Genomic DNA, 26,998 nt, shown 5'->3' on the forward strand with positions numbered 1-26,998 from the left:
GTTCGGCGTCATGGACAGTATGACTCCCGAGATCTTCTCTCCGGGCGCCGTCAACCCGCTGCGCCGACTCACTCTTGACCAGCTCCGGTGCCGTACGAGCCTGAAGTGGCGGACGTACCCGGAGGACGTGCTGCCGCTGTGGGTCGCCGAGATGGACGTCCCCCTGGCCGAGCCCGTCGTCGAGGCGATCCAGGACGCCGTGGCCCTCGGAGACACCGGCTACCCCGCCGGGAGCCGCTACGCCGAGGCGCTCGCCGCGTTCGCGAGCAGACGATGGGGCTGGGACGGGCTCGCCGTGGAGCGCACCGCCATCGTTCCGGACGTGATGCTGGGCGTCGTCGAAATGCTCAAGCTGGTCTCCGGACCCGGTGATCCGGTGATCGTCAACCCCCCGGTGTACCCGCCGTTCTACCAGTTCGTCGAGAACACGGGACGCCCGGTCATCGAGGCCCCGCTGGGTGCGGACAGGCGGATCGATCTAGGCGCGCTCGAAGCCGCGTTCGGGCGCGCTCTCCAGGGCGGGGGGCGCCCCGTGTACCTGCTGTGCAGTCCGCACAACCCGACCGGCACCGTGCACTCCGCCGATGAGCTGGCAGGCGTGGCGGCGTTGGCACGCACACATGGCGTTCGTGTCGTCGCCGACGAGATTCACGCCCCGATCGTGGCGGCGGGCACCAGGTTCGTCCCGTACCTGAGTGTTCCCGGTGCCGAGAACGGGCTGTCGCTCATGTCGGCATCCAAGGCGTGGAACCTGCCCGGCCTCAAGGCCGCCCTGGCCATCGGAGGCCCCGATGCGTCCGACGACCTCGCGCGCCTTCCCGAAGAGGTCAGCCACGGTCCCAGTCACCTCGGGGTCATCGCCCACACTGCCGCACTGCGGGACGGCGGCGACTGGCTCGACTCCCTGCTCGCCGGCCTCGACGACAACCGACGGCTGCTCGCCGACCTGCTGGCCGGGTATCTGCCCGCCGTGCGCTACGAACCGGCGCAGGCCACCTACTTGGCGTGGCTGGACTGCCGGGCCCTGGGGTTGGACGACGACCCCGCCGCCGTCTTCCTGGAGCGCGGCCGCGTCGCCCTGAGCTCCGGCGCCCCCTTCGGTACTGGCGGCGCCGGCTTTGTCCGCCTCAACCTGGCTACTTCGCCCGAGGTCCTCACCGAGGCGGTGCGGCGCATGGCCACCGCTCTCGCCTGAGAGCGGACCTAAGGGCCTGTTGCGCACTACGACGAAAGGCCGTGCGCCGCGATGATCGACAGCGCCATGGCGCGTCCGCGCTGAATCGCGTCGGCTTCGGGCCGGATCGCCGCCGTGACCAGCGCGCCGTCGTAGATGATCGCGATCTGTTCGGAGATCTCGTTCGCGTCGGCGCAGCCGGCCTTCTCGATCATGTTGCGGATCGTGGAGAGCACGGCCAGCTTGTGCGTGCGCGCCCACCGCCGTGCCGGCAGATCAGCCCGGGGTATTTCCGTCGCGGCAACCACGAAGGCGCACCCTCGGTAGGCGGATTGCGCGGCGGTGGTCGACAGAAGGTCGAAGACCCTGCCGATCTTGACCGGCAGGGGGGCGTCGCTCTCCTCGATGAGCCGCAGCCGGCCGATCGTGACGTTGTGCTGCCGCTCCAGGTAGTCGTCGACAAGATCGTTCTTGCTCTTGAAAGCGTGGTAAAACGACGCTTTGGCGACGTCGGCGCGCTCGATCAGCAGGTTGACGCCGGTAGCGGGGATTCCCTCAGTCGCGAACAGGTCGTCGGCGGCGGCGCGCACGCGCTCCCGCGGGCCACCACGGCTTCTCGACGTCGACGCCTCCGGCTCCCGAGTCTCCATCTGCACTCCCATGCGGCACTTCGATTCCTGACCCGCCGGTCAGAACAGTCTGTCTGTTTCGGAGGCTACGCGCGGAACGCGCCTGCGGCAAACGACCCAGAGCGTGCGTGGTGCGCCGCAGGAGATCGCCGTGCGTGATGGCTCGACCAGCACCGCCGGACCCGGACTGGAGTGCGTGATGCAGCGCCTCGACTCCCGAACGTTTGACGTAGACAGACAGGTCTGTCTAGACTGGCCGAGCCACCGCTTCCGTAGGGAAAGCGGCCACCTGTGATGAACGCGAAAGGTTCACGATGCACTACCACAACAGCGATGACGCGAGCTACAACCGCCACCTGCGCAACGCCGCCCCCACCGCCTACAAGGGCCTGATGGAGTTCGACAAGGCGGTGTTCGAAGAGACCGACAGTGGACTCGACCGGCGGACCAAGGAGCTCATCGCCGTTGCCGTTGCCGCGACGACGCAGTGCCCCTACTGCATCGATGCCCACGTCAAGAACGCCCACAAGGAGGGTGCGACCGAAGCCGAGGTGGCCGCGGCCGTCATGATCAGTGCCGCACTGCGGGCCGGCGGCTCGTTCACCCACGGCTGGATGGCCATGAAGGTCCTTGACAACGCGTAAGCGGAACGACCATTCCGACCGTGCGACGTGCTTTCGGTCGGCAACCTCCGCACGTGGGCTCAGCGACAGGGCGGCCCAGATCGCCGGTGCAGGCCGAAACCACCATGATCGCGGCCGCATCGCATGTCGGCGCCTGCCGCGCTTCCACATCCCCGCACTTCACCGAAGGAAGCAGCATCACGGCCGCGGTCCGGGCCGAGCCCAAGCTCGGCCAGGCCACCATCTCCGTCAACGGCTCTTGGCAGGGCGGTGTTCGGCTTGCCGCGCAGACCGGCGCGATGACCCAGGGCGGTGAGCGTGACGAGACGCGCGTCGCGAAGTTCGCGATGAGCAGCGATGAACCCGCCGGGCTGCTGGGCACCGACACCGCAGTCTCCCCCGGGGAGTACGTGCTGCAGGCGCTCGCCGGCTGCTACTCCGCCACGCTCGCCGCCCTCGCCTCCGTGCAGGGCATCGAGCTCAAGAGTGTCCGTCTGGAACTCGAAGGCGATATCGACTTCCGCGGCTTCCTCGGCACCGATCTCTCAGTCCGTCCGGGCCTGCAGCAGGTGCGCGTCCGCCTCCACGTCGACGCCCCGGACGCCCCCCGCGAGCAGCTTGAGGAACTCGTCGCCCTCGTTGAAAGCCGCTCTCCCATCCGCGACACCCTGGTCAACCCAGTCGACGTTGTCACGACGCTCGCCTGATCACCGCGACTGACCAGGAACTGGGCCGCAGCCCCGCCCGCTCATCGGCCACAACGTCGAGGACGGGTGGGGCGCGCCCGTCGGCAAGCACGCCGCGAAGCGCTGCGCGTGTAAGGCAACGTCCAGCCCAGCCACCCCCGACTCCGAGGGGAAGTACCCCAAGCGAGTGCCCTGTTCCCCCCGACTCTGCGGTCGCTCAAGATCCCCAACGGGGCTCTGGACGTCCCCCATGTGCATGTACTCGGAGGGGCCCGAGGCAGGCGTCCCGACCGACTTCCACCTCACGCACCTGGCCAGTCGAGCCGCCGACGGTGCCGGGCTGGTGATGGCCGAGGCTACCGGGATACGCCCGGACGGCCGCATCAGCCCCTGGGACCTGGGCCTGTGGAACGACCATCAGCAGGAGTCGTTCACCCGCATCGCTGAAGCCATCCGCTCCCACGGGCGGTCCCTGCGTTCCAGCTCGCGCACGCCGGCCGCAAGCCATCCGTCGACAGGCCCTGGCGCACCGACAGCTTCATGCCCGCCCGCGACCGAGGGCGGCTGGCAGACGGTGGCCCCCAGTCCGGAGCCGTACATCGGTCTGCTGGCAGGTCGGTGATCGCCTGCAGCAGGCTGGGGTGATCTCGGTGGTGATGCCTTCGGCGTTGAGTACCTGGACGGCCTGGGTGGCCCAGTACGGCTCTTCGTGGTCAATGCGGGCCGGAACCATGGCGTCGTCTAGGGATTCGAAGCCGCGGGCGGCCAGGAGCGCCTGGGCGGTACGGCGGTGGGTGCCGGTGAGGGTGGCGATGACGGCGCTGGAGTGGGCGGGATGGGTGTCGAAGCGGACGTGGGTGTCGAGGGGGCTGTCGGGCATGAGGTACGGGGCTCTTTTCGAATCCGGGCCCGGCCATGGAGGCCGACTGGGCCTGGTAGTTGAGGTCATCGGTGGGCTCGCGCGGCCGTGACGGTCGGGCGGTGTGGCGGGCCGGCCCGGGGAAGCGGCGCGGACCGTGCTGGTGCACTCGTGGTGGGTGAGGGGGCAGGCGCGATGGCGCGGTTCCAGCGGGCGCGCAGGGCGTTGAGGTCGGCCAGGGCGCGGCGGCTGCCGGTGATGAGCTGGTGGGGGGTGTTAGCGGGGTCGTCGGTGTGGGCGGTGATCCGTTGGGCGACCGTGTGGGCGCGGGCGAGGAGGGCACGCTGGAAGATCTTCTCGCCCCAGTATTCGGGGGAGCCGGCGGGTGTGGAGATCAGGTCGCGCGGGGTGATGGAGTCTGTGAGGAGTCCGCGGTGCTGAGCCTGGCCGAGGACGGTGACCGGGTCGACCATGTCGCCGCGGTGGACCAGCGCTGTGACGGACTGCCAGAGCGCGGCGTGCAGTGGCAGCAGGAAGTCCTCCGCGGCCAGCCATCGCATCTGCTGCACCTCCGCCGGATAGGCGGTGGCGGTCGCCAGGAGGAGGCGTTCTTCGTCGAGTGCCTCCTCGCCGGCCTGCCTTGCGGCATTCGCGGGGTGTGTGGTGCTGGGGAGGGAGCCGGGGTGTGGGGCGAACTGTCCGGCGAGGTCGTCCAGGACGCGGCCGAGAGCTTCGGCCTGCGCCAGGACGGTGGCTGCCGGGTCGGGTCCGGCGGTGTCGGTGGAGGTCTGTGCGAGGCGCTCGGCGTGTAGGCGCAGCGTCCGGCGGGCGTGGTCGGCGCGGATCATCCGGGTGTAGGCCGCGGCGTGCTTGGGCTGTGGGCAGAACTGGATGAGGGCGTGGAGGTAGGAGGCGTTCAGGCCGGGGGCGTGGGGGCGAGCGTGCTCCAGGACAGCGTTGAGCCAGGTGATGTCCTTGGCGTGATCGTCGGGGTCGGGCGGTGGAAGGGTGCGGATCGCGGTGAACAGGTTGGCGTGGGCGTGGTTGTCGAAGTGGTCGGCGGCCAGGGTGCCGGTGTCGGCCAGACGTGCCGGTTCGAGGAGGAGGGCGCCGAGCAGGGCCTGTTCGGCGTAGTGGACCGGCTTCGGCGCCGGGACGCGGTCGAGGTCGTCTTCCTCGTCGGGATCGGGGGTGGTGTAGGGCATCAGGCTGCGAGGGTGAAGTCGTCGGGGTTGAAGGGCTTGTCGAGGAGTGGAGCGAGCAGGTGCGCGGCCAGCTGCGGGGGACGGCGTTGCCGATCTGGGAGAACTGCTGGCCCTTGTTGCCCTGCCACGGGTAGTCGGCGGGGAAGCTCTGCAGCACGCCCGCTTCCCGGGCGGTGATCCTGATCGGCTCCGGCACCGGCTCCTGCTCGCCGCCCAGGGGGCCAGAGGCGGTTCCGGCGACCCAGGTGCACTCCTTGGCCCGGTGGCCGAAGAACAGCGTGCCGGCCGGCTCGTCGGCACGGCGCACGGTGGCGTTGGCCTGGTTGTTGCTGCGCAGCGACCACTTCCAGTGGGTTGCCTTGCTGTTGAAGGTCGGCGCCGGGGAGTCGGCGGGCGCGTCGTCGCGGGCGCCGTGGCGCGCGGTCCAGCCAGCTCCTCGGGTCTGTGGCCGGAGCACGACGATGTCAGGGGCGATGTGGTGGAGCCAGGTTCCCCGGTCGCGGGCGTCTGCCAGGGGCTTGCGGGAGCCGGACGGGAAGGGTTCGGGGCCTCCCCCGGGTCCGCCACCAGCACACACGGTGGGCACAGGGCCGTCGGTGCGGCCCCAGCCCAGGGCCTCGGCCATGGACACCCAGCGGGCGCGGCCGGGCCCGAACAGCGACTCCGGCTCGGCGGTCTTCGCATGGGTGGGCGGCGGGGGTTCGGCGATGCGTACGCGGGAGGCGAGCAGGATCGCTCGCCGCCGTGTCTGGGGACGCCGTAGTCGGCGGCGTTGAGGATGCCGGTCCACACGGAGAAGCCCCAGCTGCGCAGGATCGCCGCGTACTGCCGCCACAGGGGAAGGACGTCGGTGACTTCCTCCATAGCCACCCATTCCGGCTCGCCCACTGTGTTCAGGGCGTGCAGTTAGCGCATGGGCTCGGCCGCGAGGAGGGACCGTTCGTCCGCGCAGGCGCGGAGCAACTGCTCGCGGGTGTCGCGTCCGGCGGCGAGGTCGGCGACGGCCTGGTGGACGAGGGGCTGGTCGACCAGACCGAGGCGCTTGCCGGCCATGCTCCATGCCTGACACGGCGGGGAGGCGATCAGCCCGAGGATTCGGCCGGAGAAGATCCACGCCGGATAGCGGGCGACGTCGGTCCGGATAGTCAACTGTCCTGCCATGGCCCGGGTTTTGCAGGCCCACTCGTCCCATTCAAGGCCGATGTCCCGCACACCGAGGACGGTGAGCGCGTGGCTCCAGCCGCCAGGGCCATTGTGTCGGCAGAGATCGTGTCCCCCGCAGGTCGTGTCGCTGCGGACCAGGGTTGAGCTTCTGGCTCGTGTCGCGTTGTGGCGAGCCGCGGTGTCCCTTTCCCGGCTGCCGACTGTGAGGGACATCACGTCTCGTGGCCAGGTGTGACGTGGGGTAAGTCTGCACTCGGATACGGCAGATGTTCTACGAGCGGCGCCGGGCGGTAGTCCCTCCTGGTCATTTCGAGTAGGCCCTTTGTCACCATCTGACGAGCCGTACACTGTGGGGGTCGTTGAGGCTGCCCTGGGCGAACGAGCCGGGTGGCAGCCCGTGTGTGCCGTGATTCTCTCGGGGGAGCGCAGCGATGGACGGTGGGCTTGTGCCCTCCAGTGGTATGACGCGGAGGTCGTTCGCGTTATGGAGCACCTTTTCGGTCTGTTCCCTCGTGGGGATCTCTGGTTGCCTGGGCGGCAGCGATGCAGATGACAAGGATCGAAGTGCTCATCGTTGCCCGTCCTGGTCCAAGCCGAGCGCGTCACCTGGGACGCCGGTGTGGCCGGTTCCGTTCTCAGGCTTGCGCGACTCACTTTCCCTGACCAACACTTGGCTGTTCGGGGCGGGGATCGACCGCGTCGTGTGGCTACGGGACGCACGTAGCGGCCGCCTTAGATGGCGCACCTCCGTGGGTAAGGCCAGCAGCCCGGACAAGGGTAGTCAGCCTCACTACCCGCAATTGATCGTGGCCAAGGGACAGGTCCTGTTCGGAGGTGGAAACGGGGATTCGACTGGCGAGGTGATAGCGCTCTGTGCAGCCGATGGGAAACACATGTGGCGCCGAACGCTTCCTGGGAAACAGGTCTTTGAGATCGCCAGATCTGGTGATGTTGTCGTAGCGGCCACTCAAGAATCTATATTCGGGTTGTCCGCGACGACGGGCAAGATCCTCTGGCAGGCCGAGGTCTACCAGGGGCGGCAGATTGTGCCGCACGGCGAGACGCTGATCCTCCTCCATCAGGGCGGCGACTCATTCGGGGCGGCGGGGCTAGACCGGAAGACCGGAAAGGTACTTTGGTCTGAAAGTATCCTGGGCACAAATTCGGTGGAGTTCAGGGTGGCCGGCGATCTGGTTCACGTGATCGGCTCTCGAGCTGTCGAGGAAGGCCAGGACGATGGGACAACTTTGTTCGTGCCCACTCCGGGGGAAGTGCGCACAGTCTCCACCGAAAGTAATCACGTCCAGTGGACTCGAACACTGCAGCCTCTGAGTGCATCTTCGTCACTTGCGGGCGAAGGTTTCCTCTATCTGTCTTCTGGGGACCGACTGCTGGCCCTGAATAGTGACACGGGTAAGACGGCCTGGTCCATTCCGCTACCGGAGCCGGAAATTTCGCCAGAGATGATTCTTCACGACGGTCTCCTTATCGTCAGATTCCCCGTTCCTGATGATGGTACGTACCCTGTTCTCGGACTCGATCCTAAAACCGGAAAAGAGCGGTGGCGGCTAGAAATTGAGCTGACAGCCGAGCTTATTTCCGGGCCTCCGGGAATGGTGTTGACAAACACTGCAGGAGCCAAGGTAATCGCCATTGACACCACGGTTGGCGAGGTTATCTGGTCGACGCCGATGAAAGGTGCGGTTCAGATTGCTGCAGCCGACTTGGTGTATGCGCATGACGGGGAAGAGATCACTGTTTACGACGTCGCCACTGGTGATCTGCTTTACGGCTGATCCCTCGATGTCGTTGTCCGATTACGGGCATCGCAATTATCTAGAGCTTCATTAGCAGAAAGGGACACGTCTGTGCCGCCGCAGCAAGGATCGAACTCTCCCGCGTCGCCGCAGCAAGGATCCAGCCCGCCCGCATCGCCACAGCCGAACCCGCCTGTGCCACCGCAGCAAGGGTCGACCTCGTCCGCGTCGTCGCAGCAGGGATCCAACGCGCCTGTGCCGCCGCAGCAGGGAACGAACCCACCTGTGGGACAGGCAGATCGGTGGCGCGCCCCAAGTACGGTGATCTCCCTTGCAGCTGCGGCGATCTCCCTTGCGGCGTTGGTTCTCAGCATCATTGCTTTGGTGCCGGCCTTCGACTCGGCGGAGACTGCGAAGACGGAGTCTGAACGCAGAGGGCTATTGGAAGTTACTGCGGTAAGCGCACGTTTCACCGACAAGCTGGATGGGGTGGAGAAATCTACTGACTCAGAGAAGAAGGTGACGGGGCTTAGTGGCCCTGCGGTTGATGTCTCTGTCCGTAATCGGGGTAGCGGTTCTGCGATCATCACGAAGGTAACCGTGAACGTGGCAAGGTCCGAAAACCTTGCAACCTGCGGGGGTACAGGTGGGGATCTGGGCATCGCAGCGCACTATGCCGTCAAAATTCCACTGTCAAAGAAACCGCCCTTCACTAAGACGACGACGGAGGACGTTCGATTCGACGTGAAGTCGGGAGAAAACGACCGGCTCTCCCTGACGATCGGCCCCGATGCAGAGGAAGCAGGTAAGGCGCCTTGGATCGGAGTTGTCACGATTCGACTTCATGACGCAGACGGGAGCGACCTCGATATCGGCCCCCTCGCGCTCGTGAGTGAAGGCGAGGACGAGCACTTTTATCCCAGCGGCTTCTCCTGGAAAATCAGCCCCGCAAGCTCAAGCTGTATGCCCAATAACGCCCGCACTGTGGAAGAAGTGATGCAAATCCCCGGCATCACACCGTCGAAGGAGTTCGCCGCTCTCCACCGTGCACTGCGCCCCTATCGGTGAGCAGCCACTGGGCAGGGTCCCAAGGTGTCAGCTGCACGATCCGTACGGGGCCGTTCCGGGGCGGGTGGCGGGTAGGCGGCGGACGTTGCCGAGGGCTGCGGCCTGTTCCCGTAGACGCACGATCTCGTCGTGCTGTGCGGCCAAGCGTGAGACGGCGAGTTCCTTGAACGTTGTGAGTTCGGCAACGGTCTCGTCCCGCTGAGCCAGGCGTTCCTTGAGCTCGGCGACCTTGGCCTTGAGCCGTTCGATCTGCGAGATTCGCGGGTCGACCACCTCTCCGGCCTCTTGCAGAGTACGAAGGCGTCGCTCGAACTCTTCGGCGAGGTGCTGGTAGGGGCCGGGGCGGGTGGTGCCGTCACGGTTCTTCTTCGGGTAGAACGCGGTGCGGGTCACGCCGGCTTCGGTGGCCAGTGTCTTCAAGTCGCAGCTGCCGCCGGGCGGGACGTCACCCTTCAGGAGCCGGTCCATTGCGGCCCGGACGGCTTCCTCGTTGCGGGCGCGAGTCTCTGCGCTGATTCGAGCCATGAGGTGGGGTTTCTCCTTACGCGGCAGCGGCGTCGATCGAGGCCAGGACCTGCCCGTCCCGATCCAAGTCGGCCTGCAATCGGGCCTTTTCGGTCTTGTGGTTGCGGCCGATCGACCCGATGAAGACCTGCTTGGTCCGCACACTCTCGGCCCACACCGGGCGGTGGCAGGGATGGTGGGTGGCCTGCGGGCAGCGGGCGGAATCGCACATGCCCGCCAGCGGCTTCGTCGCGTTCGGGGTGCCGGCCAGTTTCAGGCACAACGCCTTGGAGGGGTCGATGAACCAGCAGTAGTTCGCCATGCCCAGGTGCAAGACGCCGGCGACCTCGGCGAGGAGGGCTCTGACCTCCTGGTCGCTGCCGACAACAGTGGGGCCCTGTGCGGCTGCGCGGGCCAGCTTCCCGTCGACGCTGGCGAAGAAGCTGATCAGATCGCGGGCGCCGGGACCTGACGGCATCTCGCCCTGCTGGTAGCGCCGGTACTCGGCCAGCACGAGGTCCTTGTTACGCTCTGCCTCCTCGGCGTTGACCTCCGCGAGGAACTTGGCCTGTGCCCCGCCCGGACGGGCTAATGGTGCAGTCGGGTATCGGAACTCTCCGAATAGCTCGGACAGCATGGAGCTCGTCGGGTCCCTCCGAGGTGAGTCGGTTGCCCGATGACTCGGAGGGATGACGTTCTTCCCTGATGCCAGGCGATGGCGAAGGGGACGAGTCGACGGCTGCACAAGTGGCGGTGCTGGGGTATGCAGAGCAGCGGAAGACCCCATGAACGCCGCGCGGCCCGTACCTACCGCAGCGAGCCCACTGACCACGCTCGGGCGTCGACCGTCAGGCTTACGGCTCCGTGTGTTGCGCGGATACGATGCACTCCGCGTGCAGGCTACTGCCAAGCGGAAGAGGGGGACTCTGCTCCATGGGAAAATCAGCACGGGTGCTGGGCTGGGAGTTTGGCCGAACGGCTCGCGAAATGAATGAGCTCCTCAAGCTCCACGGGTACCTGTACGGAAACCCCGGCGCGTATGGACTCACTGAGAAGGGGCAGCAGTACGCGGAGGAGAAGTACCACTCGCGTGGCACTGGCGGTTACGCACAGTACAACCCTAGCTGGGAAACGCGCACCTGGAGCGACGAGACTGCAGCGGCGCTTAAGGCTGACATGGAAGCCAACCCCGGAGGCTTCGACGCAGGAGACTCTCTCACTGAGGAAGAGGACACTTCCCCGTACGAACCTTCGTCGGACTGCCGCAGCAGTGGCGATGGCGACGTCTCTCAGCTCAGTTGGAAAGGGTTGGCAATCGGGGGAGCTGTAGTGGGTGCTCTTCTCCTCGCTCCTCATGTCAAGCCCTTCTGGGACAAGAAAGTGAAACCTGCTGCGAAGAAGCTGCGGGCCGGGTTGACGAAAAAGGAGTCGGAGGAGTCCGCCGACTCCTGACGCTACTGAGAGGCCATCGTTTTGCCACTACACCCTCGATTGCGATGAGTTCGTTATCGAGGGCAAGGGCTGAGGGCCACTTCTCCACGAACGTCATGTCGGCCTCGCCCGTCGACTGACGTCGGCGGCGTAGGCGGCCCAGTCCCCTGCGGATGCCTGCTGCCACTGGACGGCGACTTTGATGTGGACCCCGAGCATCCGGGCGAGGATCGCGGCGGGGACTTCGGTAGCGAGGGTGAACAGCGCGGTGGAGCGGTCCTGCTTGGGCCGGATCCCGATCTTGTGGAGGCGCTGGCCGATCTGGTCGTCGCTGAGGGGGCGCCCCGGCTGACCTCCTGGGAACAACCAGCGAACGTCCTCAGGAGTGCCGATCTTGGCCTTGCCCCGGCGGGTTGCGACGAGTTCGCGGACCAGGCTGGCCAGCGGCAAGGGCAGGACGATCGGCGAGGTGCCGAACGTGAGGGAGACGGTGTCGCCGTCGAAGTGGACGTCATCGACGGTGAGTTGGCTGATGGTGGCGATCTTCTGTGCGTAGAGGATCAGTAGCAGTCCCGCGACGCGGTCCGGGGTCGGCAGCGTGTCGTCGTTGAGGAGGCGGCGGGCGTCGGCCCAGCGTTTCTCGCTGTCGATGGTGCCGAGCGGACCGGTCCAGCGGACGGTGCCGTAGGTCAGACCGTGGGCATGCCGGTGCTGTACCGACCAGCGGACGAAGTGGCCGGTCTCGTCGCGGTAGCTGACCGTGGAGTCGGCCATCCAGCGTTCCAGGTCCGTCTGGGTGCAGGTCCCCAGCGTGAGCCCTTCACCGGTGAGCCAGTCGAGGAAGTTGTTCGCCGCGATGACGTGGCAGCGCACGTTCAGATCCTGGAGCCGGGTGGCGTGCTCTTCGCCGAGGCGGCGCCGGAGCCGGCGCAGGTGGTGCCAGACCGCGTAGCCGTGCAGGATCCGACGCTCGGCGAGGTCGCTGCGGGCCTGGACCGTCGCAGTGATCCATTTCTCCAGGGCGATGAGGCGCTCGTCGCGGGGCAGCAGGGCTCCAGTCGCGACCAGGACACTGCGCAGGTGGGCCAGCACCTTGCCCGGTGGCAGTTCGTCGAGGACCTCGTGGGTGACGGGCCGATCGTCGCGTCCTATGCGTTCCAGGAGGTCACGGGCCTGGGAGCGGGAGACCCAGGCGAAGGCGACGTCCGGGCGCTCGGAGCTCGTCAACGCCTCATGGAACGGGACGAGTTCGGCCCGGATGGCCCCGGTGGCGTCGCCGAGAAGGTCGCGTACTCGCTGATCGAGGACGCATCGCTGGCAGGAACGGGTGCTGAGCTGCCAGGTGACGGTGCAGACCGGGCAACGGCCCCAGAAGTTGGGGTCGGGGTTGGTGCACTTCGCGCACAACGGCGCCTCCCAGGTGCCGCTGCGGGCCTGGGCGACTGTGCCGCAGCTGCCGCAGGCCACCCATCGCTGCTGGCAGCGGTCGCACCAGGGCTGGCCGGTGGCCCGGGACATGTCGCAGAGCGCCGTCCGTCCGCAGATGCCGCACTCCGCGGTGATCCTCGGCCGGCAGTTCTGGCAGCGTGGGCCGTCAGGCAGCCGGTTCGCGACGGGCTTGCGGCGGCGGCAGCCGACGCACTCCTCCAGATTCGCGGGCTGTCTGATCATGCAGTTCGGACACAGCGGTCGGCCCTCGGCGTCACGGGTGGCGGGCTCACGCACGGCGCCGCAGCCGAAGCAGGGGACGGCCGCGTGGCGGGCGAAGCAGGCCCGGCAGATCCTCTTGCCCTCCAGCAGTTTGGACAGCGCCTTCACTTCGTGGCAGCGCGGGCAGGCAGGCCGGACGACCTTGGTCGCCCCGGCATCGACGAGCTCGTTGATGAACCGCAGGGCGGCCGGGGTGGGCGCCTCGTAACCGGCGCCGGTCAGCAGCTCGGGGCGGGCGACGACGGCCCAGGCCAGGCGGCGTTGCCCGGCGGGCCGGACGGTGGCGCGTCCGAGCGCGGCCAGGACCGCGTCGGTGTCGAGGGCGGGATCGAAGCCCGTGATCAGCTCGGTGAGTTCCCGCAGGGGATCACCATCGGTGTCAGGGCAGTTCGCGCAGCGCGGCTCGCCGTTGCGGTCCCGGCTGGTGACGCGTCGTTCTTCGTGACAGCACGCGCAGACCGCCGGCTTGTCGAGGCAGGGTGAGCACCCCCACCGTCCTCCGGTGCTGCTGCCGACGTAGCGGCATGCGCGTCCACACTCGCCGCAGCAGGGCAGTGCGACGTTCTGGGCGCCGGCATCGTGCAGGGCCATCAGCAGTTTGGCGACGCAGTAGGGCGCCGGCGGCTGTCCGGTCCGCAGCAGCGAGGGGTCATCGTGCAGGGCCTGGGCGAGGCTGCGGCGACCGGCTCGTGCACGTACGACCGCGAGGACAATGTCGCGGACGTGCTCGGCAGACAGGTGCTTTTCGACGTTTCCGACCAGCCGCACGACCAGGCCGACCGGATCCGCGAGGACCTCCTCGGCAAGACCGGTCACCGGTCAACTCCACTGATCCGGGCCCGCCGAGGCCGCAGGTCACCGACTCCTTCGGAGACCGAAGAACCGCCTGCGGCAGCCTTCTTCGGCTTCGTCGCAGCACCCGCCACGGCGATAGGCTCGATGAGGTCGTCCATGGTGCAGTCGAGGACGTCGAGCAAGGCCATGAGGATCTTCAGGCTGAGGCGTTCGGGACGCTCGACGACGAGCCGGTAGACCTGGCTCGAGGACAGGTTAATGCCGCGTTCCTTCAGAGGCGGGATGAGGTCGGTGGTGGAGAACATCCCGCGGTCCGCCATGACCTTGCGCAGGTGCCAGCGGTAGTCGAGCTTGGCGGCCATCATCGGGTCCTTCCTAGTCAGACGCCGGCGAACGCCGGGGCCAGGGCCTTGCTCAAGGCAGTGTTCATGAAGTCGTCGCTGACGTGCGTGTAGATGGCCGTGGAGCTGTCGCACTCGTGACCGACCTGCTGCTGAATGAAGCGCCGGTCCACCCCGTCCTCGGTCAGATGCGTGACGTAAGAATGACGAATTGAGTGCGGAACTAGTTCTTTTGGGAGCTTTAGCGCGTCCCGGTATGCCTCGAACCGGTCGTTGCTCGAGCTCGGCTGCAGGCGTCCCCCGCGTTCGGTGATCCACAGAGCCGGGTGATCGGGGAAACCGAAGCGTGGCCGGACGTTCTCGACGTAGTCCTCGACTGCCTCGACAGCCCAGTCCATCACCGACAGCACATTCCTCCGTCGCGGCGGCTGGCCCTTCTTCGCCTTGCCGTAGCGGACGTTGAGTGTGCCGTACCGGCCGAACTGGCGAGCCTTCGGGTTCCGTCCGAAGTCGACCACGTCCAGCTTGGACGTCTCGGTCCGGCGAAGGCCCCAGCCGTAGATGACCTTGAAGAGGGTGGCGTCCCGGTAGGCCGCGAGGGCACCCTTGCGCTTGGACTTCACGGCCCGTGCGACCTGGTCATCGGCATAGTCGAGGAACCGCTGCAGTTCTTCGCGGGTGAACGGCCTCGCTTCCGGATCACCTTCGTAGTCCTGCAGGTGAGGCAGAGTGTTCCACTCGTGAGCGATCGCCACCGGGTGGACACCGAAGGCTTCCTCGCAGGCAGGTCCCCAGCCGTAGCGGCCGTCGATGAGGAACTCGGTGAACAGCCGGATGTCGCCCTGGTAGCTGCGGATCGTGGAAGGCGCCAGGTGCTTCTCGCCCGTCAGCGAGGCGGACCACTCGTCCATGTGGGCCGGCGTCCACTGCCATGGGTAGTCGTTTGCGAACTCAAGGAACCGGCGGACGAGCCGTTCCCTTGGGTCGATCGTCTCGTCCTTCAAGCCGCGCGACTTTTGCTGAGCCCTCCAGCCCCGCAGCATCGCGTCGAACATCGCGTCCTCCGGACGCAGCTGAACTACCCCGGACACGAGCTCCAGACGAGCCGCCCCGGCCAGGGCCCCCTTCTGCTGATGCACCACTCCAGACCATCCCTTCTGGAGGGCAGATCATGCATCAAACGGGATCACCTCGGCAACATGCCTGCTCAGGCCGCTAGTTCGTAGTAGCCTCGGAGACCGTGAAGCCGTCCCAATGAGCTGGCGACCTGCGGCTTCTCGCCCGTCTGATGCAATTCCCGAGGGTCCGCATATCCTTCCGTTGTCACCACAGACAAGTGCTTGAGCTGCACCTTTGCGGCCAGCAAGCCACCAGGACGGTAGGCGATCTCCAAGGCGAGTGTGCGCCTGAGCATCCTCGTCGTCAGTTGTCCCTCCGGGATCGGATCCAGTCCCAGCGCCTGTCCCGCGGGGCCGTTGACCCACTGACGGAACAGCGTGAAGCGGTCGCTGTCGAGTGGCGAGGTGAGCAGGGGATCACCGATCTCGGCGTCCGGGCCCAGGAGCTGTTCGGCAACCTCCGCCGCCTGATACGCCTCCCAGATCACGACCCATTCATCGGGAACGCCGCCCAGAGGCTTCCCCTTGATGACCCGGCTCGCCAGCTTGTACCTCTTCAGCCCTGGGCCTGCCTCGATAGGGGGAACGCGGCACCCCACATTCATCTCTCGCAGTTCGCTCTGGCGCATACCGGAAAGCGCCACGATGACCACGTGCGAGGCGGTCTTCACCACGCCGGTGAGCGCCCGCAGGCCGCGCTCGGACAGCGGCCCCGACCAGGGCACCTCCCCTTGGCCGTCGGCTCGCTCCACCATGCTGGCCCCGCGGCAGAACGGTTCCTCGATCCCTACGGCCTCCACCGCTTCCTCCAGGACGTCGCGCACCAACAGCAACGTGGAAGGGCTGATGTCCCTCCGGCCGGCTTCCGCGGCGAGGGCGTAGAGGTTGACCTTGCCCAACGGGTCGTCCTTGCTGATCCACTTCCGTGCCTTGGCCCAGTTGACGTTCCGGTCGAAGGGGCGCTGGTCTTCGACATGGCGGCGAATGACCGCCTCAAGTTCGTCCAGATCCATACGTGCTGCGGGCAGCGCTGCCCGATGGGCGACATAGCGCCGCTTGGCGTCAAGTTCGCGGAGCAGGGGCGGGGCCAGGGTCTGGACGAGGTAGAGGGCTGCACCCAGGAGCGGCTGGAACGTCGGGTCCGCGACCGGCGGCGTCTTGTTCGCGTTGCCGTTGGGCTTGCTGGTGGCCTGTCCTGGGAATGGCCGCAGCCCGGGGTGGTAGCGGTCGGTGGTGAACAGCTCGCTGTAGCTGGCCAGGCCGGTGATCGTCAGCTCGACCGCTCTGCGGACGCTGGGGCGGTCGTGTGTCTTCTTGCCGTTGGGGCGGTGGGTGGCGCGGTACTGGGCGAAGGACTTGCAGTGGTGTTCGGTGACCTCGCTGAGCTCGCCGACCCCCTGGGCGGCCAGCCAGTTCAGCCACCGGACCAGTTCCAGCAGTTCGCCGTAGAGGCTGTTGACGACGCGGACCGTCCGGTTGGCGTACGGCAGCGTCCGGACGGCTTCGTGCCCGGGGGCCATCTGGGCGGCGATGTACTCCTTGGCCACCGTCTTCCACCGCTCATTGATGGTCCCCGAGAAGTCCAGACGCCGTGCGCATTTCGCCACGTAGGCGGGGATACCGATGACCTGGGTGAAGACCCAGACATCGTCCTCGAAGACCGAGCGGGCCGCCCCGATGGGGAGGACGAAGCCGGCCAGGCCGCAAATGTCAGCCCCGGCGAAGGGCGACGGTGCGGTTCCGGACGGCGGGACCTCGGTGAGGGGTGTGGTGTTCACAGGGTGCTCTCCTCGGGCAGGAGCGGTATCTCGGCGTCAGTGTCGGTGACCTGTGCGGCAGCCGCAGCGAGCTGTGTGGGGTCGTACTTGATCAGGACTTCCTCGATGCGCTGGGCGTAGTGGCCGAAGACAGCCATGAACTGCGCGGCGGGCATCTGCTGCCACTGCCGGGCGAAGAACGCCTTCATGCGCAGGAGGTTCGCCGCGTGCCGCAGCGTGAACAGGGCGAGCGGGCACAGCAGGCACACCCAGGGGCGGGCCGGGCACGGCTTTCCCTTCGGGCCGTGCAGCCCTGCGGTCGGATCGGCGCACGAAGCCACGAACACATCACGCTGGCCACCCACGAGCTCGGCGATCGCCGCATCATCCAACTTCAGCTCGCTGACCAGCTGCGGGAACTGGCGGGCAAGGCCAGCGACTTGCTCGTCCGACAGCACCATCGGTGGCCGCCCCCTGCGGAGCAGATCACCCTGGGCCTGCTCCACGATGTCTTCCACCGCGCTCTGCTGGGCCTCGGTCATCGCGGACAGGTAGTGGTCGCCCTCCACACCTGGGGTGTGGTTGGGGTCGATCGTCGAGCGTCGGCTGCCGATCCAGGAAGAGCGGTCCCGGTGGGACTCGAACGTCGTACGGATCCGGTGACGGTGCACCTGGACCGGCGCTCCGTTGGCGTCGACCACCCCCGCATCCCGGGACCACTCGACGACGGTGGACTTGTAGGGGCGGCCGTACCTCCACGGGCCGAGGCCCTCGTCGCCCGCGCGACGCGTGGTGTAGGCGAGCCACAGCCACAGCTTGTTGCGCGACTGCGGCGGGCAGTGCGACCTTGCCAGGTCGGAATACTCCAGCCAGCGCTCCAGCAGCCGCACCGCCTTGGTTGGCAGCGTGACGCTCTCCTCGCACGTGCGGCCCTTGAGGTAGCGCACCAGCACCGCGTTGTCGCCCGCCCAGTCGAGGCCGTCGACGCCCAGCTCGGCGATCCCGTCCGGCACGATCCCGCTGTAGACGCCGAACAGCACTTGGTATGCGATGACGATTCGAGGGCCGGGGAAGAGCGCTTCGCGTGCTTCCACGAAGAAATGCTGCTGTTCACGGCCGGTCCGATAGCGCATCTGGTCGTACGACAAGCCGATGCGCTCGCCCAGCTCCCGTGTCGTCGCGGGCCCGTGGTGAACCATCAACCAGAAGATGTTCTCCCGCGTCCAGCCGTGCACGTACGGGTCCTGACCGGCCTCCGCCGTTGCTCTGGCCGCCCGGTACGCGGCCCACGACTCCTTGGCAATCGTTCGGGCTGCACGGGTCAGACCTGACCAGGCGATTTCGTCGTACGGTGGCAGCGGCTGACTGTTCGGGTGCCGGTTGTAAAGACGTCCTCGGACGAGTGCACGGACGTCCGGCGCGAGCACGGGGGTCTCGGTGTCCAGGGCCGCGAGCATGCGGCGGCTCTCCGACTCCCGGCGGTTCCCCGCCTCCCACCACAGGGCCGCGAGGCCGGCACGGGTCAGCTCGGCCGCCCCTCCTCGGTGACCGCGCTCTTTCAGTTCCTTGACGAACCAGTCGATGGTTCCCTTGTACTTCTCCGCGGTGCGTCGCGAGTCGCCCGGACCGTGCGGGTGCATGAGGTAGACCAGGCCCGTCAGCAACTCGCGGACCAGCACGGGGTTCGCCGAGTTGTCGACGTGCAGGGTCGCTGCGGTGCCGCGGGTGAAGGTGCAGAACAGGCGCAGAGGGTTCTCCAGGATCTCCGCAGGCATCAGATATCGTCCTCGTCGAACTCGTCGAACTCGTCGAACTCGTCGAACTCGTCGAACTCGGCATCGGCCTCCCGCTCGGCCTTGGCGAGCAGGCCGTGGTCGTGGCCCGCACGCTCGTATGCCTCGCGGTAGATCCGGGTGGTGTCCAGGCGCCTCAGGTACACCTCCGTGGTGAGGGTGCTGGTATGGCCGAGGAGGTCTCGCAGGATCATGACCGGGTCGTTTCTGCGCAGGTAGAGCGCCAGGGCCGCGTCCGCGTCGGTGTCCTTGACGAGCTTCGCGGCCTGGGCGTAGTAGCCGCCGATCAGCATCTCGAGGGTCCTGATCGCGAAAGTATGACGACATCGGTGCGGGGCCGTGTGCGGGAAACGAGGATCGAACCGATCTCTGGTCCGCTCCGAGGTCCGCTTGAAGACCGTGGGCCAGTCGCGAAAGGGGCTCCCGTCGCTCTGCACGGCCAGCAGCATCGATCCGCCGTCCGGCCGGACCAGGCGCCGACGCTCCCGCGGCGTCAACTCGGACCACAGCACGCGGTCGCCGTCGACCCGGCCGCCGACATCGTCGGCCTCGGTCACCATCAGCGGCGAGCCCCAAGCGGCCGGCGGTATCCACGACGAGCGCTCCACCGCCAGGGCGCGCTGCAGCCGCAGGTACTGGTGCAGCCGGGCGAGCGGGCCGTAGGTCGTCCACGTAGTGCGGAACTTCCGTCCCTTGGTGACCCCGGGCGGCACCGGTACCCAGATCGGCAGCTCCGTTCGACGGGGCGGCAATGGCGGGACTTCGCACTCCAACAGGTACGTGAACTCCTGCCGCCGCAGCCCGCTGGACAGGACGAAGCCGCCCACGGCCGCGTTGCGTGCCGTCGTCCGGCCCTGGTAGAGACCGTCCTCGGTGCCGTCCGGGCGCAGCCCGCCCAGCCCCTTCAGGAACAGGTCCTCGAAGTCCTTCTCGAAGTACTTGATCGTCACGTGCGGCTTCGGCATCCGCCGCTTGGAGAGGTTCACCGACTGCATGCGCACCTGGTCGCCGTACGCCGTGACGGCCTGCTTGTAGGTGAACGGCACCGCGGCCGCGTATCCCTCGTCCTCGGCCCACCCGTAGAACAGGGACAGGATGCTCATGTGCTGGTTCCAGGTGGAGGCGGCGAACCGTTCCTTCAGCGGGCCGCACGCGCGGTACACCGCGTACGCGCTCAGGACACGCCGCAACTCAGATCGGCTGTCGAAGAGTTGGATACCTCGCTCGACCAGGAACACCGTCCAGTCCCGCACAACACGGACGTAGGTCTCCCACGAGCTCGGCGCCGGACAACCGTTCGCCGGGAGTTCCTGAGCCCACCGGTTGATCACGGTCGTGACGCGAGGTCCGGTCGTGTCTTCGAAGAGGAGGTCGTGGTCAAGCAGGATCGGCATGCGGTCCGGTATGACCGGTTGGCTCGAGAGTCCCCAGGACTCTCAGTTGGCAGAGGAGAAGTACGTCATCAGCACGCCGGGGACCGTACCTATGCGACTTCAGTGACTGCAAAGCGCAAACGAGAGGGTTGTTGGGAGCCGAGCAAGTAATGAGACGCGGCAGTTCTGCTTACAGAAGGGCCGGCGAACAGGTCGAGGATGATCCGCCTCAATTGGCCAGCCCGAAGTCGTCCTGCATCGGCTCGACTTCACCCCGGCAGGCCCAGGGAGAGCAGCCGTCGACCACACCGTTTCTCCAGCTCCTCGACCGAGGCTGTCCGGTCGTCGAGCTCCTGTTGACGCGCTGCCCACTCGGCGGCCGTGACGTGATCGACGCCGACCTCGAGCCCGGCAATTACACGGTGTACGTCAACCAGTTCGCCCTGCCGGCGGCCGCCACGAGCCAGAAGTACACCCTGCACACCTGGCTGATCTGCCCGGACAGTAAGCCGGACCACGCGGCCACCGCCGCACCGGCTGAACAGCCGGCCTCCATGGGAGGGAAAGCCGAGGTCACCGTCTCCTGGAAGGGCCTCCCGACAGGGCACTTCTACGTCGGCCTCGTCCAATACGGCGACGGAACAGACACCGTCGGCAACACGTTCATGACCGTCGCTCCCTGACCTCGTAGCAGCCCGCCCGGAGCCGACTCCGTCGCAGATGTGTGGTGGGTCGGCCCCGGTGTGTATCGGCGGCCGCGGCGGGCGGGTCCTGATGGCGGAGTTCGCGAGACTGACCGAGCTGGGTCGCGAACTGGCCGAACAACTGGCGGCCCGGGGCCGTGCAGAGGGCGCGAATCCGGTCGCTGCCAGGTCGGGCAACCTCCGCAGCGGCACGTCGCGCTAGAGACTGCTCACGGGTGTCGGTCCGGTCGCGATCGATGTGCGCAGGTGGGACTCGAACCTGCGGCCAAGTACTTAGAGGGCACCTGCTCTATCCGCTGAGCTACGGGGTCTGACCTGCGAAAACGCAGCTTCGGGGCGCTGTCCCCCCGATGCGCGGGGGCATGGGGAAATTGTAGATCCCTGGTGACTGGGGGGACGCAAGCGTTCCCCCAGCCGGGCCGAACGTAGGGTCTCACACACATTCTTCACGGCGCCGAACTCCTCTCGCGGAAACAATCCTGCACCTGCCCGGCGTTGGTGATCTTCGAGCCGAGGAGGGGAAGGTGTCGGGCCTGAAGCTGTTCCACACGACGAAAGACAGGGTGACCGAGGGCATGCCGCGTCTGGCCGAGGAAGAGGCCGATGTGCAGGACCTCATCGAGGCGCACATGGAGACCATGCTCGGGGTGCGGTTCCTGGCGAGCGAGTACAGCACCGGCCCCGTGCACGGCGGGCGCATCGATTCGCTGGGCATTGACGAGAACAACGCGCCCGCGATCGTGGAGTACAAGCGCGGTACCGACGCAGGCGTGATCCATCAGGGCCTCTTCTACATGGCGTGGCTGCTGGACCATAAGGACGCGTTCCGGCACCTGGTCCGCGACCGGCTCGGGGCTGCGGTCGCGGCCCAGGTGCTGTGGAGCGCACCGAGGCTGATCTGCGTGGCCGGCGACTTCACTCGCTACGACGTTCATGCCGTGCGCGAGCACCGCCGATCGATCGACCTGGTCCGTTACCGGTTCTTCGGCAACGAGCACATCGGCCTTGAGACGGTCGCCTCCGTCACCGGCCAGACCCCGGCATCCAGGGCAGTCCGCCGTCGCCGCAGAGTGGAGGCGCCGCGTGACCGTCGGGCGGACGGGGCGATCGTGGAGCTGGCTGCCGCGGTTGACGAGGTGCTGCTCGGACTCGGTGATGACATCACCAAGGTCGAGAACAGGACCTACCGGGCGTACCAGCGGCTGCGGAACTTCGCCTGCGTTTGTCCGCCGCAGAAGACCAAGCTGCTCGTCTACCTCAAGGCCGACCCCAAGGAGGTCGATCTCGTCCCCGGGTTCACCCGGGACGTGACGGGGCTTGGGCACCACGGAACCGGTGATCTGGAGGTGAAGTTGCGTACGGACCGGGACCTGGAGCGCGCTCAGGACCTGTTCCGTCTCAGCTACGCCGCGGCGTAAGAGCTTCACCACCGTCGCCTACATCGAATCCCACTGCCTCGTTGACTGACGAATGCACGGAGAATCGGCAATCTGTGGCGGTGCCGGCTTCGTCGTGCGGCGCCCGAGCAGCGACTTCAGCTGCGTGCTCGTCGCTGGCCTCGCGCGGGAGGCCAGGGCGCTGCTTGCGCGGACGGCGAGGCATGCACGGGCCGCGCCGGACCGGTGTGTCGTGTGACGCGGCCGTGGGCGAGTTCTTCTGTGAGGTCCGCGAGCAGCCGGCGGGGGCGTAGTTGGAAGCATTGATGGCCCAGGTGGGCCGGTCAGGGTTGGCGCCTGCCCACATGGTCCAGGCGGTGAGGCTGGCGCTGGGGTCCTGGACGGCGAAGGCGTCGAGCGTGAGCCCCGCGTCTCCCGTGGAGGTATTCCAGTGCGGCCAGCGACCGGAGGTTGCGGATGTCCAGCCGGCGTCGGTGAGCGGGCGAGTGACCGGGGCAACGGTCTTCTCGGTGATGGGGTTGCCGCCAGTCGTGTCTCATTCCCTGTGGGCGAGGGATATGAGCAGGGTTTTCAGGAGAGGGGCTGGGGTGCGCGCGGTCAGGGTGAGGTGCCACATCCGGTCCGAGACGGGCGTCTCATAGGCCGCGATGGTCCAGGCTTCCTCGCGGGGGTCGGCTTCGTGTAGGAGCTGGATGCGCAGGGTCTGTGATTCGTGGATGACGTGCGTGGTGTCATCGGAGAAGGTCCGCCACTTCTCCCCGTCGCGTTGCTCGGCGACGAACTCGTCGAGGACGGCGTCATGATCGCCAGGATCAGCGGCGTAGACGGGGACGGTCTGGATGTGGGGGACGGGCGGTTCGGCGTGGGTGGGCTGATCGGGTTGGCCAGTGCCTGGGGGTCTGGCAATTGCGGTGGCGGTCTGGCGTTCGGTGTCGGTCACGGGGGCGGGTCCGGGGCGGAGGGCGTCGCCGTGTGCGCGTTCGAGAGCGGTGACGGCCTGCGTGGGTGAGTCGAAGGTGTCGGCGATCTGCCGCATGGTTCTGGCCGTGGAGGTACGCGCTCTTGCCGGTGTCGCGGTAGGCGCCGACGGCCACGGTGATCCAGCCGTCGTCGGCCTGGATGATCAGGCGGCCGTGGCGGATGTCGTCGTAGATCTTCCGCGCTGCATCGGAGACGTCACGGATCTCGGCACGGGTGCACCAGGGCCTGGGGTAGTCGGCCCAGGTCCGCTCATCGTCGATGGCCTTGCACAGGTGAGGTGTGATCTTGGTGGCGATGCTCCGGGCACGCCTACTCGGTCGGCTTGGTTAGCCCAGTAGGGCACTTCATGGTCGATGCGGGCCAGGACCATGGTGTCGTCGTCAATGGGTAGGAAGCCGTGGGGAATCAGGAGTAGTGCTTCGTTAGGTTGTGGGCTGTCTGTGGCTGCTCCGAGGGCTGGGCAGGGGGCGTCCGCAGGTGGTGCAGGTACCGGTCCAGCACCTCAGCAGGTCCTGAAGAACGTCGAGGACCTGGTAGAGGGTCAGGCCGGTGTGTGGACTTTTGGGTCGAGCCGCCTGAGGGTGAGGAATGCCTGGGCGGCGGTGACGAGGGTGACGTGGTGGTGCCAGCCGCGCCAGGTGCGGCCCTCGAAGTGGTCCAGTCCGAGGCCATGCTTGAGCTCGCGGTAATCGTGCTCGATCCGCCAGCGCATCTTGGCCCACCGCACCAGGTCAGCGGCCGGTGTGGCGGCAGGCAGGTTCGATATCCAGTAGTCCGTCGGAGCGTCCTGGCCGTCCGGCCATTCGACGAGGAGTGTCTGGACGGGCAGGACGCCGTCCCACCGGTTGCGGCCGCCGCCCGCCTCCTGCGCTGCGGCCAGGGACTGCTTGCCCGCGGGCCGCACTGTCAGCACCGCGAACCGCGAAGTCATCGCGCCTTTGCTGCCCTGCCTCCAGGTCACCTCGGTGAACCGCTCCGCACCCGCCTCCCCGGCGAGGACGCAGACGGCTCGCGGTGGGGTGCGGTAGCGGGCAAGGGTGGGCGGTCCGAGCCCGCCATACGCAGGCTGGTGCGGCTCAGCATCCTCCGGGTGGGCGACTTCCTTCCCGTTCAGGGCCAGGACATAGGACAGCCCTCGCTCCTGGAGACCGAGCCGGAAGGGGGTGCTGACGCCGTAGCCGGCGTCGGCGACCACGACCGGCGCCTTCAACTGCCACTGGGCGAGTGTGTCCAGGAGACCGAGCGCGAGACGCCACTTCTCCCGGTGCACCACGTCGTCGGGGACTCCTGCCCTGCGGCATCGGTCCGGCTCGTCCGTCCACTCACGCGGCAGATACAACTGCCACTCCAACGGGCACGAGGCAGTGTCGGTGGCGGCATGGACACTGACCGCGACCTGGCAGTTCGCCCGCTTGCCGACCGCTCCGCAGTACTGGCGGGCCACCCCGACCGACGCCTTGCCGCACTTGGGGAACGAGACATCGTCGATCACCCACACCTCGGGCCTGACAACTCCGGACAGCCGCTCGGCGATCCGCTGCCTGACCGGCAGCGGATCCCACGGCGACTGGTTCACGAACTGCTGCAGGGCCTGCATGTTCCCGTCCGGCAGACGCTCGGCCATCGGCTGGATCGACTTGCGCCGGCCGTCGAGCATCAGGCCCCGCAGATAACACTCGCCCCACCGCCGCTGATCCCGCCGCGGAAACGACCCGAACACATCGGCAACGAACTCCGCCAACTCGCCCCGGAGCCGTTCCACTTCCCCCAACCTCACTCCGGGAAGCTGCCCACGATCAGCCGAGATCACTCAACGTAACGAAGCACTACTAGCCGTCTACCTAGTCTCTAGACGGATCGAGCTCGGTCGCCTGGAGCCTCTGGACGGCTGCCGCCGGAGGGATGTGATGGGTCCGGGCGCGCCGCTTGATGCCGCAGCGGCGCCGGGCGGACTTCGATGCCTGGGCGTCCTTCAATGTCCGGATAACCGTCATGTCGCGGCATGTACAGGTCCACCGCCGCGGCGTGTGAGTACCTGGAGAGTCCTCCGAACGTTCCCCTTCGGGACGCAGGAGATGCACTGGGAATGGCCGGCGAGGAGCGCGGCGAGCTAGGGGAAGCGAGGCTGGCCGCAGATGCGGCACGGCGACGGCCGGCGGTCGTTGACCCGGCCGAGGTGGGAAACAGTCGGTTCCACGCCGCTCTCGTACGGGCGATCGCGGACTGAGGGGCGCTTCGCTCTTGAAGCGGAAGCTGCGGTCTTCGCCCGGGTAGACGAGGGGCAACCCCCACATCACCGAGATTCTCGAGCGGTACAGCTAGGCTCGTAGGCATGGGATTCGACTGGGAGAACATGCTCGGCACAAGCGGCAACGGCCTCAGCGATGCCTACGACAGCGCGGTCTCCGCAGTCATCTACAGCGAGGACCCGGGGGGTGATCGTCGGCCACTCCCGGTCGGAGAAGAGCACGACGACTCAGACGGCCTGCGCTGACCTCAGTACACACACGACAACGGCGTATGGTCGCCGCATCCCATGCTGATGCTGCTCGGTACGGAGGATAAGCGAGCGCCCCGCCGGAAGACCTTGGGCGCTCGTGCGTCACGCGGCCTTGACCAAGTTGGCCCGGGTCGCTCTCTCCCACTCGACCAGGAGTCGTTGGTACTCCGCCGCGCGGCCGGGGGCGTCGGGCTCCTCCATGAGCCGGCGGATGGCCGCGTTGATCCGCGCAGCAGCAGGGCGCAGCCTTCCGTGAGGCCGGGAGGGGGAGGGCATTGGTAAAGCGTGCGGTCCCGCACCGACAACGGTCGTCGGCTTCCCGCAGTGGAGGGCATGGCTGGCGCTCGGGCGGCTGTTCCCAGCGAAGGCGCGGACTGTCGACTTCCCGACTCCGCCCGTGCCTTCGCGGGGGTTTCACTGGTCCTCGGGGACTTCAACATCCTGGAGCCGGAGCACATCCTGAAGTACCGCACGTTCCAGCTGGGAGTACGCGTTCTATACCGGGCTCGCCGAGGCCGGCTACCGGGACGCCTTCCGCCTCCTGGCTCCGGACGCCCTGGAGTATTCCTGGGTGGGGCGCACCGGCGACGGCTACCGCTACGACCACGCCCACGTCTCCGGCCCCCTCGCTGGGTGCCTGGCCGACTGCCGGTACGTGCACGAGCCGCGGACCGACGAGGACCGGCTCACCGACCACTCTGCCCTGACGGTCGCCCTGGCGCTCAACGCCGGGGCGCCGCTGGACGTGACCGACCTGGCCGACCAGCTGATCCGCGCCGGCGCTGTTCTGACCCTGCTGCAGAATCCACCCGCGGAGGACGGCATGAAGGTTGACACCTGGGACTACGTGACGCGGCTGCGGAAGTGGCTCGACGCGGACGCGGCCCCGACGTCGGTGGAGGACGCGCGGCTCCTGCGCGTGCTCAAGATTTCTGAGGAACTGGGGGAGGTCGCGGAGGCCCTTCACGGGGCGCTCGGCGCCAACCCGCGCAAGGGTGCGTCCCACGACTGGGGGGACGTGGCGAAGGAACTCGCGGACGTCATCGTGACGGTCATGGTCGCCTGGACACCGTGAGCGGGGATGGCGCGAGCCTGGTGGAGCAGCAGCTCCAGGGCCGCGTGGAGGAGGAGATCACGGCGGCCGGGGACACCCGGCTCTTCCAGGTCCTCGCGATCAGCGGCGACATGGGCGCCATCGCCACCGCCGTGTACGGCGCGCTGAGCATCGGCCCGCGCGGTGAGGCGGTCGAGATCACGCACACGTGGGAGGACGTGGAGGCGTGCCTCGGCCTGCTCATCCTCACTGCCGCCGCCGCACTGGACGACCTCACCGGCGATGCCTGGGACACGGTGGATGAGCGGCTGCGTTTCCTCGTGGCGAGGGTCGCGGCCTAGGCCGGACATGAACCCCAGCTGACCCGCTCCACCC

23 protein-coding genes, 1 tRNA gene and 2 pseudogenes are annotated in these 26,998 nt (G+C 67.5%); 12 read left to right on the forward strand and 14 right to left on the reverse strand.

Translation table 11 applies throughout. From position 1 onward, the window contains the following. Positions 1–19 precede the first annotated feature (19 nt). Entirely contained in the window at positions 20–1,195 is a 1,176-nt protein-coding gene (locus QQM39_RS39695; protein ID WP_302003889.1) for a MalY/PatB family protein, read from the forward strand. A 26-nt stretch (positions 1,196–1,221) separates the two neighbouring features. Here QQM39_RS39695 and QQM39_RS39700 read toward each other — a convergent pair whose 3' ends face one another. Next, entirely contained in the window at positions 1,222–1,764 is a 543-nt protein-coding gene (locus QQM39_RS39700; protein WP_302002444.1) for a TetR/AcrR family transcriptional regulator, read from the reverse strand. 353 nt (positions 1,765–2,117) lie between these two features. On the opposite strand from QQM39_RS39700, the gene QQM39_RS39705 reads away from it, so the two are divergent. The 3 genes and pseudogenes from QQM39_RS39705 to QQM39_RS39715 form a co-directional block, all read left to right on the forward strand. After that, positions 2,118–2,447, forward strand: a complete 330-nt coding sequence (locus QQM39_RS39705; RefSeq protein ID WP_302002445.1) for a carboxymuconolactone decarboxylase family protein — start codon at positions 2,118–2,120, stop codon at positions 2,445–2,447. 86 nt (positions 2,448–2,533) lie between these two features. Continuing rightward, positions 2,534–3,133, forward strand: coding sequence for an OsmC family protein (locus QQM39_RS39710; RefSeq protein ID WP_302002446.1), 600 nt, complete (start codon positions 2,534–2,536; stop codon positions 3,131–3,133). A gap of 171 nt (positions 3,134–3,304) precedes the next feature. Beyond that, positions 3,305–3,719 (forward strand): annotated as a pseudogene (locus QQM39_RS39715) (NADH:flavin oxidoreductase/NADH oxidase); the annotation flags it as partial. A 338-nt stretch (positions 3,720–4,057) separates the two neighbouring features. On the opposite strand, the gene QQM39_RS39720 reads toward QQM39_RS39715, so the two are convergent. Continuing rightward, on the reverse strand, positions 4,058–5,176 hold the full coding sequence (locus tag QQM39_RS39720) for a DnaB-like helicase N-terminal domain-containing protein (protein WP_302002447.1): 1,119 nt from the start codon (positions 5,174–5,176) through the stop codon (positions 4,058–4,060). Beyond that, positions 5,176–6,379, reverse strand: a pseudogene (locus QQM39_RS39725) (DNA cytosine methyltransferase). Before QQM39_RS39725 ends, QQM39_RS39720 begins: the two are co-directional and overlap by 1 nt. Positions 6,380–6,981: 602 nt before the next feature. On the opposite strand from QQM39_RS39725, the gene QQM39_RS39730 reads away from it, so the two are divergent. Then, complete coding sequence (locus QQM39_RS39730; protein WP_302002448.1) at positions 6,982–8,136, forward strand: PQQ-binding-like beta-propeller repeat protein; 1,155 nt, start codon at positions 6,982–6,984, stop codon at positions 8,134–8,136. Positions 8,137–8,418: 282 nt separating this feature from the next. Continuing rightward, positions 8,419–9,165, forward strand: a complete 747-nt coding sequence (locus QQM39_RS39735) for a hypothetical protein (protein WP_302002449.1) — start codon at positions 8,419–8,421, stop codon at positions 9,163–9,165. 27 nt (positions 9,166–9,192) lie between these two features. Here QQM39_RS39735 and QQM39_RS39740 read toward each other — a convergent pair whose 3' ends face one another. Together QQM39_RS39740 and QQM39_RS39745 are read right to left on the reverse strand one after the other, a co-directional pair. Then, positions 9,193–9,690 (reverse strand): hypothetical protein, encoded by a 498-nt coding sequence (locus QQM39_RS39740; RefSeq protein WP_302002450.1) that lies wholly within the window; start codon positions 9,688–9,690, stop codon positions 9,193–9,195. 16 nt (positions 9,691–9,706) lie between these two features. Beyond that, positions 9,707–10,306 carry a hypothetical protein gene (locus QQM39_RS39745; RefSeq protein ID WP_302002451.1) on the reverse strand — a complete coding sequence of 200 codons (600 nt, stop codon included), beginning with the start codon at positions 10,304–10,306 and terminating at the stop codon, positions 9,707–9,709. Positions 10,307–10,656: 350 nt separating this feature from the next. Here QQM39_RS39745 and QQM39_RS39750 point away from each other — a divergent pair, with 350 nt between their 5' ends. After that, positions 10,657–11,121, forward strand: coding sequence for a hypothetical protein (locus tag QQM39_RS39750; protein ID WP_302002452.1), 465 nt, complete (start codon positions 10,657–10,659; stop codon positions 11,119–11,121). 93 nt (positions 11,122–11,214) lie between these two features. Here the strand turns inward: QQM39_RS39750 and QQM39_RS39755 are convergent, their stop codons facing one another. From QQM39_RS39755 to QQM39_RS39780, 6 genes are all read right to left on the reverse strand, one after another. After that, positions 11,215–13,626 carry a site-specific integrase gene (locus QQM39_RS39755; protein ID WP_302002453.1) on the reverse strand — a complete coding sequence of 804 codons (2,412 nt, stop codon included), beginning with the start codon at positions 13,624–13,626 and terminating at the stop codon, positions 11,215–11,217. Continuing rightward, positions 13,623–13,970 carry a helix-turn-helix transcriptional regulator gene (locus QQM39_RS39760; protein ID WP_302002454.1) on the reverse strand — a complete coding sequence of 116 codons (348 nt, stop codon included), beginning with the start codon at positions 13,968–13,970 and terminating at the stop codon, positions 13,623–13,625. Before QQM39_RS39760 ends, QQM39_RS39755 begins: the two co-directional genes overlap by 4 nt. A 14-nt stretch (positions 13,971–13,984) precedes the next feature. After that, positions 13,985–15,088 carry a tyrosine-type recombinase/integrase gene (locus tag QQM39_RS39765; RefSeq protein ID WP_302002455.1) on the reverse strand — a complete coding sequence of 368 codons (1,104 nt, stop codon included), beginning with the start codon at positions 15,086–15,088 and terminating at the stop codon, positions 13,985–13,987. A gap of 65 nt (positions 15,089–15,153) precedes the next feature. Then, complete coding sequence (locus tag QQM39_RS39770; protein WP_302002456.1) at positions 15,154–16,842, reverse strand: site-specific integrase; 1,689 nt, start codon at positions 16,840–16,842, stop codon at positions 15,154–15,156. Next, a complete protein-coding gene (locus tag QQM39_RS39775) occupies positions 16,839–18,596 on the reverse strand; it encodes a hypothetical protein (RefSeq protein ID WP_302002457.1) in 1,758 nt (585 codons plus the stop codon). Before QQM39_RS39775 ends, QQM39_RS39770 begins: the two co-directional genes overlap by 4 nt. Then, a complete protein-coding gene (locus QQM39_RS39780) occupies positions 18,596–20,008 on the reverse strand; it encodes a site-specific integrase (RefSeq protein ID WP_302002458.1) in 1,413 nt (470 codons plus the stop codon). Before QQM39_RS39780 ends, QQM39_RS39775 begins: the two co-directional genes overlap by 1 nt. A gap of 212 nt (positions 20,009–20,220) precedes the next feature. Between QQM39_RS39780 and QQM39_RS39785 the strand changes: the two genes are divergently transcribed. Next, entirely contained in the window at positions 20,221–20,670 is a 450-nt protein-coding gene (locus QQM39_RS39785) for a hypothetical protein (RefSeq protein ID WP_302002459.1), read from the forward strand. A 262-nt stretch (positions 20,671–20,932) separates the two neighbouring features. Here the strand turns inward: QQM39_RS39785 and QQM39_RS39790 are convergent. Further along, positions 20,933–20,995 (reverse strand) — tRNA-Arg (locus QQM39_RS39790). Between the two features lie 220 nt (positions 20,996–21,215). Between QQM39_RS39790 and QQM39_RS39795 the strand changes: the two genes are divergently transcribed. Then, entirely contained in the window at positions 21,216–22,109 is an 894-nt protein-coding gene (locus tag QQM39_RS39795; protein WP_302002460.1) for a DUF5655 domain-containing protein, read from the forward strand. A 514-nt stretch (positions 22,110–22,623) separates the two neighbouring features. Here QQM39_RS39795 and QQM39_RS39800 read toward each other — a convergent pair. Further along, entirely contained in the window at positions 22,624–23,124 is a 501-nt protein-coding gene (locus QQM39_RS39800; protein ID WP_302002461.1) for a DUF317 domain-containing protein, read from the reverse strand. Positions 23,125–23,610: 486 nt separating this feature from the next. Then, on the reverse strand, positions 23,611–24,846 hold the full coding sequence (locus QQM39_RS39805; RefSeq protein ID WP_301996238.1) for an IS701 family transposase: 1,236 nt from the start codon (positions 24,844–24,846) through the stop codon (positions 23,611–23,613). A gap of 555 nt (positions 24,847–25,401) precedes the next feature. Between QQM39_RS39805 and QQM39_RS39810 the strand changes: the two genes are divergently transcribed. The 3 genes from QQM39_RS39810 (at position 25,402) to QQM39_RS39820 (ending at position 26,964) form a co-directional block, all read left to right on the forward strand. Further along, positions 25,402–25,563 carry a hypothetical protein gene (locus tag QQM39_RS39810; protein WP_302002462.1) on the forward strand — a complete coding sequence of 54 codons (162 nt, stop codon included), beginning with the start codon at positions 25,402–25,404 and terminating at the stop codon, positions 25,561–25,563. Between the two features lie 577 nt (positions 25,564–26,140). After that, the gene (locus tag QQM39_RS39815; protein ID WP_302002463.1) at positions 26,141–26,644 is read left to right on the forward strand and encodes a MazG-like family protein; all 504 of its coding nucleotides are present in this window, start codon (positions 26,141–26,143) and stop codon (positions 26,642–26,644) included. Then, positions 26,641–26,964, forward strand: coding sequence for a hypothetical protein (locus QQM39_RS39820; RefSeq protein WP_302002464.1), 324 nt, complete (start codon positions 26,641–26,643; stop codon positions 26,962–26,964). Before QQM39_RS39815 ends, QQM39_RS39820 begins: the two co-directional genes overlap by 4 nt. Positions 26,965–26,998: the final 34 nt, after the last annotated feature.

Origin of the sequence: Streptomyces sp. DT2A-34 (assembly GCF_030499515.1) — a bacterium.
Lineage (GTDB): Bacteria > Actinomycetota > Actinomycetes > Streptomycetales > Streptomycetaceae > Streptomyces.

Excerpts from the sequence above, each read along its gene's own strand:
- QQM39_RS39775 (WP_302002457.1), bottom strand. The coding sequence starts at position 18,596 with ATGCCTGCGGAGATCCTGGAGAACCCTCTGCGCCTGTTCTGCACCTTC.
- QQM39_RS39750 (WP_302002452.1), top strand. The coding sequence starts at position 10,657 with ATGAATGAGCTCCTCAAGCTCCACGGGTACCTGTACGGAAACCCCGGC.
- QQM39_RS39745 (WP_302002451.1), bottom strand. The coding sequence starts at position 10,306 with ATGCTGTCCGAGCTATTCGGAGAGTTCCGATACCCGACTGCACCATTA.
- QQM39_RS39800 (WP_302002461.1), bottom strand. The coding sequence starts at position 23,124 with ATGCGGCAGATCGCCGACACCTTCGACTCACCCACGCAGGCCGTCACC.
- QQM39_RS39810 (WP_302002462.1), top strand. The coding sequence starts at position 25,402 with ATGGGATTCGACTGGGAGAACATGCTCGGCACAAGCGGCAACGGCCTC.
- QQM39_RS39780 (WP_302002458.1), bottom strand. The coding sequence starts at position 20,008 with ATGCCGATCCTGCTTGACCACGACCTCCTCTTCGAAGACACGACCGGA.
- QQM39_RS39740 (WP_302002450.1), bottom strand. The coding sequence starts at position 9,690 with ATGGCTCGAATCAGCGCAGAGACTCGCGCCCGCAACGAGGAAGCCGTC.
- QQM39_RS39695 (WP_302003889.1), top strand. The coding sequence starts at position 20 with ATGACTCCCGAGATCTTCTCTCCGGGCGCCGTCAACCCGCTGCGCCGA.
- QQM39_RS39720 (WP_302002447.1), bottom strand. The coding sequence starts at position 5,176 with ATGCCCTACACCACCCCCGATCCCGACGAGGAAGACGACCTCGACCGC.
- QQM39_RS39705 (WP_302002445.1), top strand. The coding sequence starts at position 2,118 with ATGCACTACCACAACAGCGATGACGCGAGCTACAACCGCCACCTGCGC.
- QQM39_RS39760 (WP_302002454.1), bottom strand. The coding sequence starts at position 13,970 with ATGATGGCCGCCAAGCTCGACTACCGCTGGCACCTGCGCAAGGTCATG.